This window comes from Chromohalobacter sp. 296-RDG (genome assembly GCF_029889885.1).
Classification (GTDB): domain Bacteria; phylum Pseudomonadota; class Gammaproteobacteria; order Pseudomonadales; family Halomonadaceae; genus Chromohalobacter.
Genome location: NZ_JARANY010000141.1, coordinates 1 through 2457 on the forward strand (window position 1 = coordinate 1; position 2457 = coordinate 2457).

The window sequence follows — 2457 nt, forward strand, 5'->3', positions numbered from 1 at the left end:
CATACCGGCCACGATATCCCCCGCTTGTTGTGCAATCTGCTGACGCTGCTCGTCCGTCGCCTTGGCAGTGATCGCAAATATCAGGGTGATGTCCAGATGGACACGCCCTTCTTCGACAATGGAAGCTGTACCACCGGTTTTATCGACAGGGTTGCGAGTGAGGTGAAACGCGCGGGTATAACCGCCTTCGGTCGCTTGTGCCTCGACGTCGTGACAGATCACCCCAACACGTTCCAACGATACGTTGATATCCGCCGCCGCCAGCTTGCGTTCCAGCGCATGCATCATGCCCACGAACGCACTCATGGCCGGAAACCCCCACGTCATCGGGCTGGAAATCGCGTTAGCGTTTTGGATGCGGAGACGCGGCAGTACCAGAAGGTTATTAACGCTACTCATTGGCTTCCTCCTCCTGCCAATCGTCGAGACTTTCCAGATCGTCCATCAAGGTCTCCATCCAGCGGCGGTCACTATCAAGCAGGCGTTGCTGAGTGGCATCCCGGGCAAGTTCCTTGTGCCAATGGCGAAATTCCACATCTCCCAAGGGTAACTTGCCGCCAAGTGCCGCATTGAGCCAATTGGCGAATCGCCGTCGAATCTCGTCAGGCCAGTTGGTGCTATTGCGGGCGTCGCGAAATTCGCGATCGTCCCGCGCACGGCCAGGGTCCAGCCAGAAGGCTTCTTCTATCGCCAGGCGACAGTTTTCGTCGGCGCTCCAGCCCGGTGGAAGTCCGTGCATCTGCATCGTGAATAGCGCGAGTTCATCCAGGATCATGGCGGTGTAGTCATCGCGCAGATCACGGGTATGCATATCCGTGTTGGGCTTGGTGTCCAGAAATCGCTTCAGGTCACCGACCAGTCCCCGCACCTCCTTGCGCCAACCAAATATTCCGGGGTCGTCTAGTACTGACTCGACTTTCAGCGGTGGACGAATATCGCGAACGTTCCAGCTAGGCGGTAGCGAAGCTAAAAGGTAGTTATTACCGACCCGCTCACTATTCAATTGCGAGATATTCTGTGGCTTTGTGCCACCCATTTTCTGCACAGCAAGATCGGGATAATCATGCACATTTTGCTCGGCGAAATCCCCTTCGCGCTTAGCTCTCCGCGTTGCTTTGGCCTCGTCGCTAAACCGATCATGACTGAGCGTCTGAAAGACTTGATGTGCCAGCGAGGTCGCATAGAGCGGCGCCAGTAGATGAAAGTCATCATCATCGGCGGCATCTTCCCCCGTCATCCAGTACACTTGCTTGGCAAGGGTATGGGAGGCGTGCTCACCGCGAGGCTCGGTAATACCAGCAAAGGCGTTCATCCACGCTTGTGATTGCTCGGGAATGTCACTCAAGGCATGCTCAAGCTCAGTATCCCCTTCTAATACCCGTTCCAGTAGCGATTTGCCGTCACACTCGAGTTTCAAGAATTTGTATACATCGAGTGCAGCAGCATTACCTACGACATCGCCATCGAAATCCGCCGGTAACACATGGCTTCCCACCCCTTGATGCTTAGCCAGAGACTCTGGGGGCGCATAGAGATTAGAGCCCTTTGCATCTGGATGAATAGGTTTGAGCGAGTGGGTTACGACTTGCAACTGGCTGACACGCCGCGCAGCGTCTTGGAGCCAGTTTTCACGCTGAAACTGTTCAACCAGCGCTTGGTACTTGGGATCATCGGTAGCCAGTTTTTCCGCTTTGGTATCGAAGCGCTCTTTCAAGAACGCGTCAATTAACTCACGGAGCTCCTGCCAGCCACCAGACATAGTCGGCATAACATGTCCTTACGAGATGAGGCTTGGTAAAAACAAGCGCTAATGGGACAATAAACTCCGAGGCAAAAACCTCGGAGCTGTTTGGGTAGAAATCTATACCCTCCTAACGGAGCAATAGCCAATCACCCTCTCACCTCCTTACTGCTACAGCACAGCTATCAGACCATTTTTGTCTCGCCACTGGGCGGCCGCCACCGCCCAGTGACTTCAAGCCTAGCAGTCAAAAGGTAAAAGTCAACCTATCATCTTACACTATCTATAAATTCGTTAGTCTTTCCTTTGTCGCCCTGTGCTATGATCTTATGCCTGCCGAAAAGCAGCTCAGAAATATCACCTAACGCTATCAATTGTTTGCTGCCGCACAGGCAGCGCAGGCTGGCCTCAGGCCAGCCCTCACTTTTTCACAAACCCCAACACGGGGTGATAACGCCAGCCATGTGTGCTCTCGGGCGCATTGACGGTGCCGAACGTGCGTGCGGCTCTGTCGAGCGAGATATCCAGGTCTTCGGCAAGGTCGGCAAGCGCGGTCAGGTAGTCATCGGCGCCCCAGGGCTGAATGCGCTCGCCCCGTTCATGCTCCAGGTCTATCCGCGCCATCAGGCTTTCTTCGACTTCTACGTAGAGCGTTTCGCCACGTTTGGCGCCATCTTCCACGCGATGCAGTGTCCAGGTTTCGCCGCCTTCGTCGG

The 2457-nt window shown here is 54.9% G+C and carries 3 protein-coding genes; all 3 read right to left on the bottom strand.

Features of this window, described 5'->3' with window-relative positions; translation table 11 throughout:
- Positions 1 to 399, bottom strand: a 399-nt coding sequence (locus OP495_RS17150; RefSeq protein WP_280570958.1) for a type I-F CRISPR-associated protein Csy2, incomplete at its 3' end; no start/stop codon positions are given.
- The gene (gene csy1 / locus OP495_RS17155; RefSeq protein WP_280570960.1) at positions 392 to 1768 is read right to left on the bottom strand and encodes a type I-F CRISPR-associated protein Csy1; all 1377 of its coding nucleotides are present in this window, start codon (positions 1766 to 1768) and stop codon (positions 392 to 394) included. The genes csy1 and OP495_RS17150, both read right to left, overlap by 8 nt.
- Positions 1769 to 2161: 393 nt before the next feature.
- Positions 2162 to 2457, bottom strand: a 296-nt coding sequence (locus tag OP495_RS17160) for a hypothetical protein (RefSeq protein ID WP_280570961.1), incomplete at its 5' end; no start/stop codon positions are given.